10 protein-coding genes are annotated in these 15,805 nt (G+C 71.2%); 1 reads left to right on the top strand and 9 read right to left on the bottom strand.

All coding sequences use genetic code 11. From position 1 onward, the window contains the following. Nucleotides 1-281: 281 nt before the first annotated feature. The 8 genes from ACFW1A_RS27215 to ACFW1A_RS27180 form a co-directional block, all read right to left on the bottom strand. Entirely contained in the window at nt 282-2,696 is a 2,415-nt protein-coding gene (locus tag ACFW1A_RS27215) for a discoidin domain-containing protein (RefSeq protein ID WP_380412989.1), read from the bottom strand. Nucleotides 2,697-2,901: 205 nt separating this feature from the next. Next, entirely contained in the window at nt 2,902-4,593 is a 1,692-nt protein-coding gene (locus ACFW1A_RS27210; RefSeq protein WP_380412987.1) for a xylosidase, read from the bottom strand. Nucleotides 4,594-4,956: 363 nt separating this feature from the next. Beyond that, nucleotides 4,957-6,030 (bottom strand): RNA polymerase sigma factor, encoded by a 1,074-nt coding sequence (locus ACFW1A_RS27205; RefSeq protein ID WP_380412985.1) that lies wholly within the window; start codon nt 6,028-6,030, stop codon nt 4,957-4,959. After that, nucleotides 6,030-6,983 (bottom strand): PfkB family carbohydrate kinase, encoded by a 954-nt coding sequence (locus ACFW1A_RS27200; RefSeq protein ID WP_380412983.1) that lies wholly within the window; start codon nt 6,981-6,983, stop codon nt 6,030-6,032. The genes ACFW1A_RS27205 and ACFW1A_RS27200 overlap by 1 nt, the downstream gene beginning before the upstream one ends. After that, nucleotides 6,980-8,005 carry an ADP-ribosylglycohydrolase family protein gene (locus tag ACFW1A_RS27195; protein WP_380412981.1) on the bottom strand — a complete coding sequence of 342 codons (1,026 nt, stop codon included), beginning with the start codon at nt 8,003-8,005 and terminating at the stop codon, nt 6,980-6,982. Before ACFW1A_RS27195 ends, ACFW1A_RS27200 begins: the two co-directional genes overlap by 4 nt. 66 nt (nt 8,006-8,071) lie before the next feature. Next, complete coding sequence (locus tag ACFW1A_RS27190; RefSeq protein ID WP_380412979.1) at nt 8,072-8,803, bottom strand: GntR family transcriptional regulator; 732 nt, start codon at nt 8,801-8,803, stop codon at nt 8,072-8,074. After that, entirely contained in the window at nt 8,800-9,390 is a 591-nt protein-coding gene (locus ACFW1A_RS27185; protein WP_380412976.1) for a cysteine hydrolase family protein, read from the bottom strand. Before ACFW1A_RS27185 ends, ACFW1A_RS27190 begins: the two co-directional genes overlap by 4 nt. Continuing rightward, nucleotides 9,387-10,874: a purine-cytosine permease family protein gene (locus tag ACFW1A_RS27180; protein WP_380412974.1), complete on the bottom strand. Its 1,488-nt coding sequence runs from the start codon at nt 10,872-10,874 to the stop codon at nt 9,387-9,389. Before ACFW1A_RS27180 ends, ACFW1A_RS27185 begins: the two co-directional genes overlap by 4 nt. Nucleotides 10,875-11,078: 204 nt before the next feature. Between ACFW1A_RS27180 and ACFW1A_RS27175 the strand changes: the two genes are divergently transcribed. Then, entirely contained in the window at nt 11,079-13,547 is a 2,469-nt protein-coding gene (locus tag ACFW1A_RS27175) for a SpoIIE family protein phosphatase (RefSeq protein ID WP_380412991.1), read from the top strand. A 95-nt stretch (nt 13,548-13,642) separates the two neighbouring features. Here the strand turns inward: ACFW1A_RS27175 and ACFW1A_RS27170 are convergent, their stop codons facing one another. After that, nucleotides 13,643-15,760, bottom strand: a complete 2,118-nt coding sequence (locus ACFW1A_RS27170) for an ROK family protein (RefSeq protein WP_380412972.1) — start codon at nt 15,758-15,760, stop codon at nt 13,643-13,645. Nucleotides 15,761-15,805: the final 45 nt, after the last annotated feature.

Below are 15,805 nucleotides of genomic sequence, written 5' to 3'. Positions count from 1 at the left end.
GTCACGCGCCCCTACCCCCGCCCTCGGCGTGCTCCGCGGTCTTCAGGGGGTCCGGTGCAGGCGCGGTGCGACGGTGGAGCGGAAGAGGTGGAGGCGGCGCCGACGGAGCCGGGCCTGGTGACCTTCGCCAGCGTCGGTTTCGTGGCACACCACGCTCGGGCCGCCGCTTGCCGAGGCCGGTGCGGGTACTGCGCCGGCCGAAGCCGCCCCGGAAGGAGACTTCCTGAGCACCATGTGCCCGGGACCGCCACAGGGCGGCCCCGGGCACACGAGGGGTTGCATCAGGAGGAGTATGCCTCCAACTCGGAGAGCTGACCGGCCGCCCAGCCGGTGTTGCCGGTGAAGGTCAACCGGAGGTAGCGGGTGGAGGCGGGGGCCAGCGTGATGGTGACGGTGTTCCCCGAGGACGGGTTGAAGGTGTAGTCCGTCGAAGGCTTCAACGTCGTCCAGGTGCTGTTGTCGGTGGAGCCGAGCACGGACAGGGTCTCGGTCCGAGTGGCCCACGCGGACGCCGGCGGCAGTTTCAGGACCAGGCGCCCCACCTGCGTGGCGGAGCCGAGATCGGTGGTCAGCGACTGCGGGTAGGCGTTGTTCACGCTCTCCCAGTAGGTGTTCGCGTTGCCGTCCACCGCGTTGCCCGCCACGTAGCCCTGGGCGTGGCCGGTGTCGGAGACCGGACGGCCCTTGGCGAGGTTGCCGTTGGTGGGCGGGGTGGTCGACGGCGGGGGAGTGGTCGACGGCGGGGTGGTCGAGGGCGAGGGCTTGGGGGAAGTCGTGGGCGAGGGTGTGGCGGACGGGGTGGCGCCGCCGCCGTTGGGCACGCCGTTGTTGGTCCAGACCGGGGGCGGGAACTGGCCGCTGCAGTACTGTTTCCCGTTGTTCCAGCCGGAGTTGCCACCGCCGTCGGTGATCTGCAGTTTGGTGCCGATGCAGTTGTGGATCGGGGTCGCGGCTTGGCCGATGTTCTTGGCCACCACGTTGGTGAACGTCATGGAGGCCGGGGCCTGGGCCTGGACGACGTATGTTCCGACGCCGTTGATCGTGACGTTCTTCAGGGTGACGCCGGTGACGCCGCCGCCTTCGATGGCCTGGATCGCCTCGTAGGAGCTGTCGAGGATGTCGGTGTCGCTGATCTGGATGGTGGCGTTCACCTGGGCGGAAGCCCCGTCGAACCAGATGGCGCCGACGCCGAAGTTCCAGTTGTAGTCGCTGTTTCCGGTTCTGATCAAGGTGTTGCGGGCGGCGGTGATGGTGCCCGCGACGGTGGTGCCGTCGGTGGTGTCGACACCCGTGTAGCGGTTGCCGATGTGCAGGCCGCCGCCGTTGGTGACGGTGTCGGCCATGACGTTGTCGGACAGGTTGAAGTCCTTGCCGCCGTAGGTGACGATGTTGTTCGCGAGGATCGGCAGCACCACCGTGTCGTGATCGAAACTGTCGTTGGCGTTCTGCACCTTCTGCGGCCAGCCGGCCAGGCCGTCGTCACCGGTGTTGCGGACGAAGGTGTTGGTGACCGTGGAGTTGGTCACCCCGGTGTGGAAGTTGACACCGTCGGCCGTGGTGTCGAGGATCCGGCTGTTCTTGATGGTGAAGTGGTCCATCGGACCGTCCATCCAGGCGCCGACCTTGACGTGCTGGATCCACAGGTCGTCCACGGTGGAGTTCGACAGGGCCCCGCCGATTCCGTTGACCTGGTCGCTGTCGGAGCGTTCCTGGATGTCGCCGATGATGGCGAAGTCCCTGAGGGTGACGTTCCGGCTGGGGCCGCCGGCCTCCTGGGGACGGATCGTGCCGGTGTAGCCGCCTCCCGCCACGTACTTGCCGTAGAAGCCCGCCGCGCGGTTGCGGTTGACCGGGTCCCGGCCGCCGAAGACGGTGTACCACGGGCCCGCGCCCTGGACGGTCACGCCGTCCACGATCACGTGGTCGTACAACGTGTAGGTCCCCTGCGGGACGTAGACGACCCTGCCCTGCGCCTTGCCCGCGTCGACCGCGGACTGCATCTTGGCGGTGGTGTCGGTGGCACCGGTGGGGTCGACCCCGTAGTCGGCGACGGCGTCGATGGCTCCGGCCGGCTTGGCGATCGGCGCGGCCACCTGCTCGAAGTCGGCCAGGTCGATGGTGAAGGTGGGTGACTGGGCGGTCGAGGTCACCTGGACCCGGATCGTGGTGCCGGCCGGGTAGGTGGTCCCGAACATGGTCCGGGACTCGTCGTAGAAGTGGTGCGGGTGGGGATCGGTGGGCTTGTTGTTGAACGGATAGCCGCCGTAGTACCAGCTGTACCGGGAGGTGACCGGCAGGGTCTTCACCGAGTGCCCGTTGGCCTGGACGTCCAGCGTGGCATCCCGGCCCTTGCCGTCGGCGGTGTCCGGAATGCTGTAGCGCAGCGACATCGCGTTCGCCGGTGCGGTCAGTGTGAACTCCACATACTGGCCAACCGAGTTGAGCGTGACCGCCTGCCTGCCGGACGCCTCGGAGGCCAGGGTCCCGTAGAGTCGGTCGGGGCCCGTCAGGGTGCCGTTGGTGCCGGCGTACTCGGCTTCCAGCTCCGTGAAGGGCACGTTCGCGCCCCGGCCCGGGATCCCGATCGGCGACGGTGCGGGCACGCCGCCCGCCGTGTGGGCGGCGGACGCGCCCGTGACGACCACGGTCGTCAACGCGGCTGCGCCGACGAGTGCGAGGGACAGGACGGCCGCCACGCCCCGCCGCTTCCTCCGGTGGTTCGGACGGGGAGGGGGCTCATGGCTGTGCTGCACGTGAGACACGACGCGTGTCCTCTCGTTCGGGGTGGGGGAACAGCGGGGGTACGGGCCCCGGGGCGCGGCGTCCCGTCGGACCGTCAGAAGCCCGGCAGGACGGCGGGTGCGCCCATGGCGGACGGTCCGGGACCGCGCGTCGGTGGACTCACACCGTGGCCTGGTCGAACTGTTCCGACGTCCCGATGCTGGTGCGGGCGGCGGTGAGTGGACTGGAGCCGCCATTGCCGGTGGTGACGTACTTGCCGTTGACCCGGGCGAGCAGGCTGACCGTGCCGCCCGGGTTGGTGATCAGCTTGAAGGTCTCCCAGGCGCCGATCGAGGTGCGGTTGGCGATCAGCGGATCGGCACCCGCGTTCTCCGCCGTGACGTACTTGCCGTTGGCCCTGGCGCGCAGCGCGATGTCGCCGTTGCCGGCGTCGACCACGTCGAACTGCTCCCAGCTGCCGACGGTGGTGCGGTTGGCGATCAGCGGGCCGGTGCCGGCGTTGTCGGCGGTCACGTAGTCGTTGTTGGCCTTGGCGCGCAGGGTGATCGTCCTGAGCGCGGGCGCGGTACTGACGACCGGCTGGGTGGGCCGGGTGGCGGTGAGGGCGATCTGCCCCTTGAGCATGCGGCCGCCGTCGCCGGTCAGGCGCAAGTAGTAGTCGGAGGAGCAGGCGGTGCCGTCCTCGTCGAGGGCGAGGAAGCCGGAGTTGGTCGGTGTCCAGGCCTGGGACTCTGCCGTCTTGGCGATCTGGTTGCCTTCGTTGTACTCGTCGAACATCGAGATGTAGATGCCCTGCGCGCCGACGCGGACCATGTTGTAGAACTGGCGCCACATGAAGTCGCCGTGGGCCCGCTGACGGGCCAGGAGGTTCCCGGGCATCACGCAGGGCTGGTAGTCGATGCCGTGGGCGTTGCACTCGGCCTGGTCGGGCACGTTGACGTTCTTGTAGAGCGAATCGGAGTCGGCAACGGTGCTGATCCCGCCGACCATCCAGGGAGAAAGCATGTGAAAGGCGTGGTAGACCTCGGAGAAGCCGGGCCGCGATCCGTTCACCCCGATGCGCCACTCCCGCGGCACTCCGCCGATCACGTAACACCCCTGGCTCTTGAACCAGTTGACGACGTCGAGGCAGGCCGCCGGGCCCCAGGGGCGCTTGGGGTCGTTGAAGCCGAATCCCCAAATGCACACCACCGGCTTGCCGTTCTGCCTCGCATAGGCGCTCGACGCCGTGTGGGCCTTCATCTTGTTCGTCCAGTCGGACTTCATCTCCGACTGCATGTTGGTCCAGTCGGTGGCGTCGTACATGATGTAGAACTTGCGGCCGTGGGACTCGGCCGCGCTGCGCACCTTGGTGGCCATCGCGTCGCGGGTCGGGCCCTCGCCGCCGGTGGGGTTGAACCGCTGCAGCGCGGCGGTGTCGATGCCGTTCTGCTGCATCCACAGGAAGTGGGTGTCCACGGTCTGCTGGTCGTAGGAGGAGAACAGCGTCGCGGGCCGGCCGTTGCCCAGTGCGGCGTACCCGGTCTGGTAGGTCTTCGTGTACTCCCGGTTGTCCGGCCAGCACCGGATCGTGGTGTTCGACGGGGACGGCGCCTTGCCGGAGTTGGCGCTCCAGTGCCACCAGTCGTTGACGGGCGAGCCGTCGCCGACGGCGGCGAACCAGCCCTGGTAGCCGACGGTGACCTTGCCGACGACGTCCCCGACGGGGCTGCCCGGCTTGCCGGCCGAGGTGCTGGCCGTGGCGGCCCGGGTGATTCCGAACAGGCCTGCGGCCGCAGCCGCGGAACCCCCCAGCGTGGTGGTGAGGATCTTGCGGCGCGACCAGATCTGCTTGCGGTGGTTCGCTGACATGGAAATGGCTCTCCGTACGGGGGAAGCGGGGGTGAGCGGCGTGGGAGCGGGGGCCGGATGTGCGGTGCCGGCGGGCCGTTGAGGGGGATTCAACGCGCGCTGTCGGCAGCGGGTCAATCCTTCGGCGGTGAGTGTGAGAAGCAGCTCCGAGCGCCTGATTTTTGATATGTGCGGCGCGGCAATCCCCCTGTAAGGGAGTGCCGTTGGACTCCGCATAAGCAGAATTCTCGGCAAAGGTTCAGAGAAAACACAGAGGGACCGAACGATCCTCACACGAGGGGCAGGCAGGCTTTCTGCACAGCCGCCCCAGTCGAAGGAGCGTCATCATGAACGAAAGCGACTACGGGAGGCCGCGCTGGCCGCCTACCCCGGGGGTGTCGTCGACCGGGTGGTGCAACTGAGCAACGGGGAGTACGAGGTGCACTGCATCGGCGTGAACTGGCCGCACCACGTCTTCGTCGACCAGAGCTTCAAGGTCGTCGGTGCCTCCTGGCGCCGCGTCGGGCGTCGGTCGGGCTCGGCTCGTCCGGGTCGAAGTCGAGGTCGCGGACGACGGCGTCGCCGTTCTCCACCTCGCGCGCCGAGTTGGGGCCGAGGAGCGGCGGCTCCCGGAGGACCGGACGGGCCGGAGCCACTCGGTGCAGGCTCCGCCGCCGCACGGATCAGTAACACCGGCGGCATGGTGAGCAACGCCGCATCGGTCAGCAGTTGCTCCGCCGGCACCAGATCGAGCGGCGCGCTGTCGCAGTCGGGGCAGGACCGCAGGTGCCTGGCGATCCGCTTGCGCCACAGACCGTCGGGCCGACCGTCCCAGCCCCGCAGCGCACCCCGCAGCCCCGCGCACCTCGGCTCCGCCCTGAGCGCACGGACGGCGGCGCGCGCGACATCCAGCCGGGCCTTCATCCGCTGCACCCGCACGGCGAGGTGCGGAGCCGGCTGCTCCATCGCGGCGGCCAGCTCGGCCCGGGTCAGTCGGCCCGCGACCTCAAGCCACCACAGCGAGAGCAACTGCCTGTCGCCGGCGTCCAGCCAACGTGTGGCCTCGGCCACCTCCCGCCGTTGAGCGGACAGGCTCAGCGCCGTGATCGCCAGGTCGACGAAGTCCGCGGCCGGGTCGGCGAGGCCGGTCGTCTCCTCGATCGCCTCGAGCCCGGTGGTCGGCGGCGAGCCCCGCCGCAGCCGCCAGTGCCGGCGTACCTCCCGCGCGGCGATGGCGATCAACCAGGATCTGAACGCCTCGGGGTTCCGCAGTTTCCGCACGTCGCGGACCAGTTGCAGCATCGTCTCCTGGACGACGTCGTCGGTGTCGGCCGGGGCGTCGAGCGCCCGTCCCACGAAGGCGTGGACCAAGGGCAGGTGGTCGGCCACGAGCACCTCCAGCGCTCGAACGTCGCCCTGCTGCGCGGCGCGCACCAGGGCGGCCCGGTATCCGCGCATCAGCGGCCCGTCGCGGCTGGGTGTTGCCTGAGGAAGGCGTCGAGCCGGTCCGCACGGGGCGCGGTCGCCGAGCCGTGGGCGGTGACCGCCAGCGCTGCGGCAGCATTGGCGGTCCGAGCCGCCCGGAGCGGGTCGGCCCCTGTTGCGAGCGCCGCCAGGAAGGTGCCGGTGTGCGCGTCACCCGCACCGTTGAGGTCGACCGCACGAACCCTGAAGCCGTCCACATGGACGGAGTCGGCCGTGCGGTGGGGCGTGACGTGGCATCCGTCGGGGCCGTTGCGGACCACGGCTCGGCCTCTCGCCATGGACCGGGTCAGTGCGGTGGCGGCCTGTGCGGGAGCGCGGTGTCCGGTGAGGTGTTCGGCCTCCTGGGCGTTGCAGCTCAGCCAGTCGGCCCGGGCCAGGAGCCGGCGCACGGAGTGCGCGGGGATGTCGCGGACCAGCGGCCCGGGGTCGAAGGCGACCGCGATGGCTTCCGGGAGCGCGCGCAGCCAGGCGGTGAGCGCGGCGCGGTTGGCGGAGTGCAGCATGCTGTAGCCGGAGAGGTACACCATGTCGCCCGCCGTCGGTCGAACGAGGGCGAGGTCGACAGGGCCCAGGGTGGCCTCGGCTCCGGGACTGGTGACGAAGGTGCGCTCCCCTTCCGCGTCCACCATGGTGACGACCAGTCCGGTGTCCAGGTCGGGCTTGGGCGGCAGCAGGACGCTGATCCCGGCTGCGCGCATGGCCGCGCGGGACAGGTCACCGTGCGGGCCGGTGCCGTGGGCGCCGCCGTAGGCGACCTGCAGGCCCTGGTTGGCGGCGGCGACCATGACGTTGAGGCCCCCGCCGGGCGCGGTCCGGGCGCTGGTGGCCAGCACGTCGCCGCCTCGGTCGGGGAGCCGCGGCACGGTGAGCACCAGGTCGACGACGACGTTTCCCAGGTGCAGCAGCCGGTCGTGGACGCTGGTCATACGGCTCGCCGTCCCGTCGTGGTGCTGCGGAGCGCGAGCAGCCGCGACGCCGTCTCGTGCAGTTTCAGCCCGTTGACCCGGTCCAGGAAGGCTCGTGCGTCGGCGGGGAAGGCGTCGATGCCCTGGCAGGCTCCGGCGACGGCGCCGGTGATGGCGGCGATGGTGTCGCAGTCCCCGCCGACGGAGGCGGCGAGCCGGACAGCCAGCCAAGGGTCGTTCCGGCTCGCCCACAGGACGGCGAAGGCGGCGGGTACGGACTCCTGGGTGGCCAGGCTGGTGCCCACCAGGGTGTAGACGCGTTCGCAGGCCTGTTCCGGGGGGAGGCCGTCGACCAGGTCGACGGCCCAGCGGATCCGGGCGGAGACATCGGGCGCGGCGACCCAGTGGCCGCGGGTGGCGGCGAGCGTGGCGGCCCGCTCGGCGAGGCGGACGGCCTCGGGCACCTCGGCGCCGTCGATGCCCGCGCTGACGGCGGCGGCGACGGCGGCGGCGCCGGCGAGCGCGACCCCGGTGTTGTGGGTCAGTCGGCTTACCTCGACCACACGGTCCACCAGTTCGGGCAGGTGGGCGTGGCCGAAGGCGATGCCGACCGGGGTGATCCGCATCGCCGCGCCGTTGGTGGTGCCGAAGCGGCCGACGTCCGCGAGGTCGGCCCCGGCCAGGACGTGCGCGACGGCCTGCTTCGTGGACGGGCCGAGCAGGTCCAGCGACCCGCGGGCCCGCATGACGTCCTCCCAGGTGACCAGGCGTCGGGCGAGTTCGGCCGGGTCGATCCGGCCGTCGGAGTCGAGCAGGAGCTCGGCGAGCAGCAGGGCCTGCTCGGTGTCGTCGGTGACGGACCCGGCGGGCATGCCGGCCGCGAGCGGGTGGTCCGGTGCGGCGGGGTGGAACCCGTCCAGCACGGCGCCGTACCGGGCAGTGATCTGCGGACGGGACAGCATCTGCGTGGGCATGCCGAGGGCGTCGCCGAGGGCCAGCCCGTAGAGGGAGCCTTCGGCACGGTTCTGTGGTGCGGTACTCATGGATGCCTTAGCTCAGGGGTCCTTCCCGGACCCTCGGGGTCCTGGAAGGCACGGTGGGTACGGGGGCTAGGGGAAGTGGAGGGAGAGGTGGAAGTGATCGGGGTCGAGGAGGCTCTCGACGTGCTCGGTGAAGGCTTCGGCCGCTGACCAGCTGGTGCGCCGGGTGCTCAGGAACCAGGCGCCGGGCTCTCGTCGCAGGACGGCGGCCTCGCGGTCGTCGATCCGACGGCCGGACAGCTGCTGCTCCCCGTGGTCCGGCTGGAGGCCGGCTGCGGCGAGGACCGCGGTGATCGAGTCGCCGCGGAGGCCGTCACGCGGCAGCTCGCGAATGCCGTCGACCGGCGGGAGGAAGCTGCGCTCGTAGGAGACCACGCTGCCGTCGGCGAGTTCGCGGACCCGTTCCACCAGGACGAACAGGTCCGTGTCCAGGCCGAGGCGGGCGGCGAGGTCGGCGTCGTGGGTCGCGGTGACGGCCAGGACCTGGGTGCGGCTGTCCACGCCCTGGGCGGCCAGTGCGTGGGCCCAGCCGAGGCGGTCGTTCAGGGGGCGGCCGTCGAAGAGGACGTAGGAGCCCTTGCCGGTCCTGGTGGTGATCAGACCGGCGTCGTTCAGCTCGGCGAGGGCGGCCCGGACGGTGGTGCGGCTGACGCCGAAGCGCTTGGCCAGCGCCATCTCGCCGGGGAGCTGCTCGCCCTGCGCCGTCGTGCCGCTGCGGATCTCACGCTCGAGCACGGCGGAGATCCGCTCGTGCTTGAGGTGGACCGAGCGGGCCGGTCGCTTCGGTGAGAGGTGGGTCATGGTGCTTCCTCCAGAGGTGCTGCTCGGCCGGCGGTTTCGGCAAGGAGTTCGGTGCGGACTTCGGCCGCGGTGACCAGGCGGATCAGCGGGTCGCAGAGGCCGAGTACGCGAAGCGCCGCCCGGTGGCTGTCGTCGTCGACTCCGGCGCAGGCGTCCGTCACGATGCGGACGCTGATTCCGGCGTCGGCGGCGGCCAGTGCTGTGGACAGCACGCAGCAGTCGGTGGTGACCCCGGCCAGGTACAGCCGGTCGGCGTCCCGCACCCTGGCAGTCAGTTCGGGGGTCCACTTGCTGAAGGTGGTGGCGTCGACCGTGGGCCCGGCGACTGCTTCGAACTCCCGCACCAGCCGGTAGGCGGGGGCATCGGGTGGTTGGAGGGCGAACGGCCATCGGGTGTAGTACGCGTTCCAGGCGCCGAGCGGGGTCTGCGGCGCGACGAAGCGGGTGAAGACGGTCCGGGGTCCGAACACCGGCAGCAGTTCCCCGACGGTGCCGGTGATCCCGCTGAAGCCGGGGGTGAACCAGGGGCTGTCCGGCTCCGCGAACAGGCGCTGGAGGTCGATCACCGCCAGCCACGAGGTGGTCACGAGCGCACCGCCTCCGCCGGCTGCGGCACTGCCGGAGCCTCCTGAGTGCGTATCCGGGCGCGTCCCAGGGCGAGGGTGGCCGCGAAGCCCAGGACCAGAGCGGCGAGCACACCGAGGTCGGCGCCGGCCCAGGCACCGGTGCGCCCGCCCAGGCCCAGTGGCCCGAGCAGGAAACCCTGCCAGCTGAGCCAGCCGGCGGCGGTGTTGGTGACCAGGCCCCAGCCGAGCACGGTGCCGACGACCGTGAGCAGGATCGGAAGCAGCGGGATGCCGCCGTACCGGCCGTGCGGCCGGTACAGGTCGGTCTCGTGGTAGTCGGTCCGGCGCAGCAGCAGGTCGGCCAGCATGATGCCGCACCACGCGGCCACCGGGACGCCGAGGGTGGTCAGGAAGCCGATGAACTGGCCGAGGAAGTTGTCGGTCAGGAAGACGATGTACACGGTTCCGGCGATCATCAACACCCCGTCCAGCAGCGCCGCGACGTGGCGCGGGACCCGCAGCCCGGCCGACAGCAGCGCCAGGCCGGAGGAGTAGATGTCCAGCACGGCCCCGCCGACCAGGCCCAGGACGGCCACGACCGCGAAGGGCACCAGGAACCAGATCGGCAGGATCGTGGTCAGCGCTCCGATCGGGTCGGTGGCGATGGCGGAGTTCAGGCTGGGGGAGGAGCCGGCGAGGAGCAGACCGAAGAGCAGCAGCACCAGCGGGGCGAGGGAGGCGCCGAAGGTCGTCCAGCCGATCACGCCCCGGCTCGAAGCGCGTCTGGGCAGGTAGCGGGAGTAGTCGGCAGCGGCATTGACCCAGCCGAGGCCGAAGCCCGTCATCATGAACACCAGGGTGCCGATGAACTCCTGGACCGATCCGGAATGCAGGTGGCTGACGGTGTGCCAGTGGATGTGGCCTGCGACCAGGGCGATGTAGGCCACGGTCAGGACGCCGGTCACCACGGTGATGACTGCCTGGAGGCGCATGATCACCTCGAAGCCCATGACTCCGCCGGCGACGATCAACCCGCTCACCACGATCAGGGCGACGACCTTCGTCGAGGCCCCGCCGCCCCAGCCGAGTCTCGTGAACACCGTCGCCGTGGCCATGGTCGCCAGTGCTGCCAGCACCGTCTCCCAGCCGACGGTCAGGACCCAGGAGACCAGTGAGGGGACCCGGTTGCCGTGAACCCCGTAGGCGGCGCGGCTGAGCACCATGGTCGGGGCCGACCCACGCTTGCCGGCCACCGCGATGAAGCCGCACAGCAGGAAGGAGAACACGATCCCGAGCGCCCCGGCCGCCAGTGCCTGCCAGAAGGAGACCCCGAAGCCCAGCGCGAAGGAGCCGTAGCTCAGCGAGAGGATGGAGATGTTGGCACCGAACCAGGGCCAGAACAGCTGCCTCGGGGTGCCCTTGCGGTCCTCGTCGCCGATCACATCGATGCCATGGGCTTCGATGGAGAGCTGACGACCTTCATGTCTCTGCTGTATCTCGGCCATTGCTCAACCTGTCTAGACGTGTTTATTCGACCGTAGATCTCATGGCGGGGCCCGTCAATACCCTGTGTCACTGAGTTGCGGAGCCACGGCCTGCGGTAGCGGCGACGGGCTGAGCGCCCGGGCCCGATCGAAATCGTCACCGAAGCCCGAGTGGGACAATGAGACGCACGGGGTGGGCTGCTCTCGGGAACGGAGAGGGACGTGGTGCGGACCCACGAGGAGCAAGACGTCGCCGGGCGGCGACCGGCCATGGCGGACGCTGCGCCCCTGCTGCTGGATGCACACTCCGTAGTCAGGTCCTGGGGGCCGGACGCGGAGCGGCTGTTGGGCTATCCGGCAGCCGAGATCCTGGGTCGGCCGGCGGCCGAGGTCCTGTTCCCCGAGGAGGCGGCGAGGGATCCACAACTCGCCAACCATGCTGGCAATCCCGCTGCTTGGAGCGGTTTGCTGACTGCCCGTCACCGGGACGGGCAGTCCTTCGAGGTGATGGCCCGGGCCCTCCCGGTGACGGACGGCCACGGGTCCGATCGCTGGCTGTTGCTGCTTGAGGACCTCGGCAGCCCTCCGGGGCGCGGCATGAGCCGCGGCGTGCTCGAACGCATGGTCTCGCGCTCGGCCGTCGGCATGGCGATAGTGGACGCCGATCTGCGGTACGTGTGGTCGAACGAGGCGCTGTCCCAGTTCGGCGGCGGCCCGCCCGGCGAGCGGCTCGGCAAGAGGCTCGGCGACGTCCAGCCGGGCCTCGACGCGGCGAAGTACGAGGCGCAGATGCGTCAGGTACTCGCCACCGGTGAGCCTGTCGTCGGCTACGAACACGTCGGTCGGGTTCGGTCGGCTCCACACCGCGAGACGGCCTACGAGCTGTCGTTCGCGCGGCTCGATGACGATCGGGGGCACCCCGTGGGAGTGTTCTACACGGTCGTGGACATCACCGAACGCCACCGCGGTCGGCAGCGGCTGGCGCTGCTCGACAGGGCCAGTCAGCGGATGGGCCGCTCCCTTGACGTGACGCGGACCGCGCAGGAGCTGGCGGACGTGGCCGCCTCCGGACTCGCCGACTTCGTCACCGTGGATCTGTTGGAGTCGGTCCTGAGCGGCAGAGAGCCTCCGTCAGGACCGTTGGACAACCGGGCGCTGGCGCCGGTGCGCCGCGCGGGACACCGGCGGGTGAACGACGGCGTCCCCCAAACGTCCGTCAAGATCGGAGACCTGGCGTCCTACCGCGGCGGGTCTCCGCTGGTCAGCGCGCTGGTCAGTGGGGAATCCCGGCTTGAGCGGCGTCTGGACCCCCAGGCCGGGGAATGGGCCGCGCACGCGCCGAGCGGCCGAGAGGTCACGTTCCAGGAGCTCGGCCTGCACAGCATGATGATCGTGCCCATTCGGGCACGAGGGATCGTCCTGGGTGTGAGCACGTTCTTCCGGTACGAGCCCCAGGAGCCCTTCAACGAGTCGGACCTGGGACTTGCCGAGGATCTCGTCGCGCGCGCGGCCGTCTGCATCGACAATGCACGCCGCTACACCCGCGAGCGCGATGCGGCCCTGGTCCTGCAGCGCAGCCTGCTCCCGCACCACCTGCCGGAACAGGACGCGGTGGAAGCGGCTGCGTGCTACCGGCCGGCCGACGAGCTGACCGGCCTCGGCGGCGACTGGTACGACGTCATTCCCCTTCCTGGGGCCCGGATCGCGCTGGTGGTGGGTGAGGTGCCCGGTCACGGCATCGACGCCGCCGCGGCCATGGGCAGGCTGCGCACTGCGGTGCGCACCCTCGCCAACCTGGACCTGCCCCCGGAGGAGGTGTTGGCCCACCTCGACGACCTCGCTGCCCAGACCGCGCGGGACGAGGGCGCCGGACCCGCCGCCGCGGCCGGCACTCGGACGGCGGGCGCCGAATGCCTGTACGTCATCTACGATCCGGTCGACGGTCGGTGCGCCATGGCCGGCGCGGGAACCCTGGTGCCGGTGCTGGTCGCTCCGGACGGAAACGCCACCTTCGCCGAGCTGCCCGCAGGACCACGGCTCGGCGTGGGTGGCCCGCCGTTCGCGTCGGTCGAGTACGTCCTGGCGGAGGGCACCACGCTTGCGCTCTGCACCGACGGCCTCCTGGGCGCCGCGCGTCGGGACGGCGGCCCGACCACGGATACCGAAGCAGCGAGGGAGCGGCTGCGTCGGACGCTGGAGCGGATCGGCCCGCCGCTCGACCAGCGGTGCCGGGCCGTGGTGGACGAGCTGGTCCCAGCCTGCCCCGACGACGATGCGGCCCTGCTGATGGTCCGCACCAGGCGCCTCGGCACCGAACGAGTCGCCAGTTGGGACGTTCCCACCGACCCGGCCGTCGTCGCCGAAGTCCGCAGGAAGGCCACCCGGCAGCTCGCCGCCTGGGGATTGGACGAACTGGCCTTCACGACCGAGCTCGTGGTCAGCGAGTTGGTGACCAACGCGATCCGGTACGCCACCGGTCCGGTCCGGCTGCGCCTGATCATGGCGCGAAGCCTGATCTGCGAGGTCTTCGACGGCGGGGCCACCGCTCCGCACCTGCGCCATCCGAAGACGACTGACGAGGGGGGTCGCGGCCTGCTCCTGATCTCGCAGTTCACGCAGCGCTGGGGCACGCGGTACACGCCGACCGGCAAGATCATCTGGGCCGAACAGTCCCTGACGGAGCCTGCTGTGTGACCTCGAGCGGGAGAGCCACAGGCGGAGGGACACCTCGGACGTCGTGGTCGTCTCAGCGGCGTCCCGGTGCCCGGGCGAGCGCGGGTCGCACGGGCTCAGGGGGAGCCGGGGCGGCGCAGGCGCGGTGCGAAGGTGGAGTGGAAGATGGTGGAGGCGGCGCCCACGGCGACGGCCTCGCTGCTGTTGACGGAGCGTTCGACCCGGACCCGCCGCAGCCGTCGCGCGGTGGGGTAGGCGTTGACCGCGTGCTCGATCTCGGTGAGGTAGACGTCGGCGACGTCCGGGGTGAAGAAGGGGCCGCCGATGACGACCAGGCCGACGTCGAGCAGGTCGATCATGGACAGCACGCCTTTGCCGATGGCCTTGGCCGCCTGGTGGACGGTCAGCCGTGTCCGCTTCCGCCCCACCACGCGGGACGGTTCGGGGCCGAGGTAGCTGCCGGGGTTGCACTCCGGCAGGATCTCCGGGCGCCCGTCGGGGTCGAAGCGCCCCAGCGTGACGGCGCAGAGCTGTCCGAACTCGCCCCCGTTCCCGGTCAGGCCGCGGTAGAGGTCGCCGTTGAGGAACAGGCCGGACCCGACGCCCGTCCCCAGGTAGAGGTAGATGAAGTCGCAGGCACGGTCCTCCCGGCCGATCCAGCGCTCGCCGACGGCCGCTGCCGAGCAGTCCTTCTCGATCACGATGGGGCAGGAGAAGCGCCGTTCCAGCAGGGTGCGCAGCGGCACGTCGCGCAGGGCCGACATCAGCGGAGGGTCCAGCACCGTCCCGGAAACCGTGTCCACCGGTCCGGGCGTGGCCACCCCGATCCCCAGGAAGCCCTCCTCCCAGCGGCCCTGCCCGGCCTGGGCCAGCACCGTCTCGCCCAGGGCGGCGATCTGGCCCACGACCACGCCGGGCCGTGGATCGGCGGTGATCGGCTCGGAGTGGCGCGCCATGATCCGGCCGGAGAGATCGACCAGCACCGCGGTCAGCACGTTCGGGTCGATGTGGATCCCCAGCGCGTGCGCCGCGCCGGCGCGCAGTCGGACCGGGCTGCTGGGCTTGCCGATCGACGAGTGCCGCTGCCGCTCCTCGACCAGCAGGCCGCGCTGGATCAGGGAGCGGGCGATGCGGGACACGGACTGCTGAGTGAGACGGGTGCGTTCCGCGATCTCGCCGCGCGTGACGGTGCCCGCCAGGCGGACCGTCTCGATGACCACGCATTCGTTGAAGGAACCGAGGTCGATGTGGTTGGCTCCGCCGGCGCCCGTCGGACCGGTCCCGGGGAGCGCTGCGGGGGGCCGGGTACCGGAGGCTGCCGGCAGCGGCTCGCGGATCCAGTGCACCCGCGGGAGTCCGACGCGGTCGGCGTAGCCCGCGAGCGCGGAGGCCAGGTCGAGCAGCACCCGGGTCGAGGACTCCGGATGCCGTGCGGCGTCGAGGGCGAGCACGGCGCGAACGAACGAGATGTCGGTCGTCCGGTCGGGAATGCGGTGGACCGAGATCCCCCGCTCACGGCACAGTCCCGCGACGAGGTCCCCGTCGGCCGCTGTCCGCAGGACGACGACGTGCAGCTCCGGGTGCGGGTGGACCCGCCGCACGGAGTCCAGGAACACGGCGGCACCTCCGGCCCGGCGCACCGACGCCTCCGGCACCGCTGCCGCGACCTCCGCCGCATCGGCCATCGCGGTACTGACGGCAGCGAGCGCGTAGGCGTCGGCCTGCCGGCCCGGTGCAGGCGGCACCGGCGAGGTGGGACGGGCGGCCAGGACGACCAGGGTGCACTCCGGATCGAGGTGGAGGCCCACCGGCCACAGGTCCGCCGACTCCAGGGCGGGCGTGAGCGGGACGGTCGGCAGGGCCAGGTGACTGCCGGTCAGGTTCCACCGGCGGCGGGTCTCCGCGATGACGGTGTGCGAACAGCCGAGTCGGCGGGCGAGCAGCCGCGAGCTGCGGTCGTCCGCGGGGGAGGTCAGGATGCCGACCACGATCTCGGCCTCGTCGATCTCCACCGGCCGCCCCGCCCGGGCGCGGTCCCGCAGCCCGTCGATGCCCTCGACGGCGTACCGCTGCCGCCAGGTGGACACGGTCTGGCGCGAGACGCCCAGGCGGCGGGCGATGTCGCTGGTGGACAGGCCCTCCGCAGCGAGCAGCACGATGGCGGCCCGCTGCGCCGGCAGGCCGTCGCCCTCGGCCCACCGGCGCAGCACCACGTGCTCGTCGGCACCCGGCACAGCGCCGGGGGATGATGCGTCAGACCTACGCGGCACCCCCCCTCG

Origin of the sequence: Kitasatospora sp. NPDC058965, assembly GCF_042741245.1 — a bacterium.
In the GTDB taxonomy this organism is placed as follows: Bacteria; Actinomycetota; Actinomycetes; order Streptomycetales; family Streptomycetaceae; genus Kitasatospora.
This window is presented reverse-complemented; position numbering and strand designations above follow the sequence as displayed.

Excerpts from the sequence above, each read along its gene's own strand:
- ACFW1A_RS27210 (WP_380412987.1), bottom strand. The coding sequence starts at position 4,593 with ATGTCAGCGAACCACCGCAAGCAGATCTGGTCGCGCCGCAAGATCCTC.
- ACFW1A_RS27205 (WP_380412985.1), bottom strand. The coding sequence starts at position 6,030 with ATGCGCGGATACCGGGCCGCCCTGGTGCGCGCCGCGCAGCAGGGCGAC.
- ACFW1A_RS27200 (WP_380412983.1), bottom strand. The coding sequence starts at position 6,983 with ATGACCAGCGTCCACGACCGGCTGCTGCACCTGGGAAACGTCGTCGTC.
- ACFW1A_RS27195 (WP_380412981.1), bottom strand. The coding sequence starts at position 8,005 with ATGAGTACCGCACCACAGAACCGTGCCGAAGGCTCCCTCTACGGGCTG.
- ACFW1A_RS27190 (WP_380412979.1), bottom strand. The coding sequence starts at position 8,803 with ATGACCCACCTCTCACCGAAGCGACCGGCCCGCTCGGTCCACCTCAAG.
- ACFW1A_RS27180 (WP_380412974.1), bottom strand. The coding sequence starts at position 10,874 with ATGGCCGAGATACAGCAGAGACATGAAGGTCGTCAGCTCTCCATCGAA.